Raw genomic sequence first — 332 nt, 5'->3', positions numbered from 1 at the left:
CTCAGAAGCCTTACTCCTGCCGCCGCCCGATTGGGCGGCGGCTTTTTTCATTCCGCCGGCAAAGGCCCTCCGGGCGCCGGTCCAGGACTGGCATCTGTCCGCCTGTCGCTGCGCCGGACGGAACGAAAACAGGGGCAGACGGTTCTCAAGCAGCATGAAAGGTCCGGCCGCCACAACCCGGATCAAGGATGAAAGGATTTTCCGATGAAGAGCCGTCTTATGACGACCACGGCTGCGCTGTCGGTCGCGCTTTCCACTTTCCAGCCGCTGCCCCTGATGGCGCAGGATGCCAACAAAGCTGTCTGCGCCCAGAACCCCGACCTGTGCCCGCC

Annotated in this window: 1 protein-coding gene; it reads left to right on the top strand. The window is 63.6% G+C overall.

Going from position 1 to position 332, the window contains the following annotated elements; translation table 11 throughout:
- A partial coding sequence (locus RG959_RS23935) for a hypothetical protein (protein ID WP_342799288.1) occupies positions 1 to 192 on the top strand: 192 nt, incomplete at its 5' end.
- Positions 193 to 332 lie beyond the last annotated feature (140 nt).

Source organism: Domibacillus sp. 8LH (genome assembly GCF_038806185.1).
Lineage (GTDB): Bacteria > Bacillota > Bacilli > Bacillales > Domibacillaceae > Domibacillus > Domibacillus indicus_A.
The sequence above is the reverse complement of the archived record's forward strand: the minus strand, read 5'-3'. Positions and strand labels throughout refer to the sequence as shown.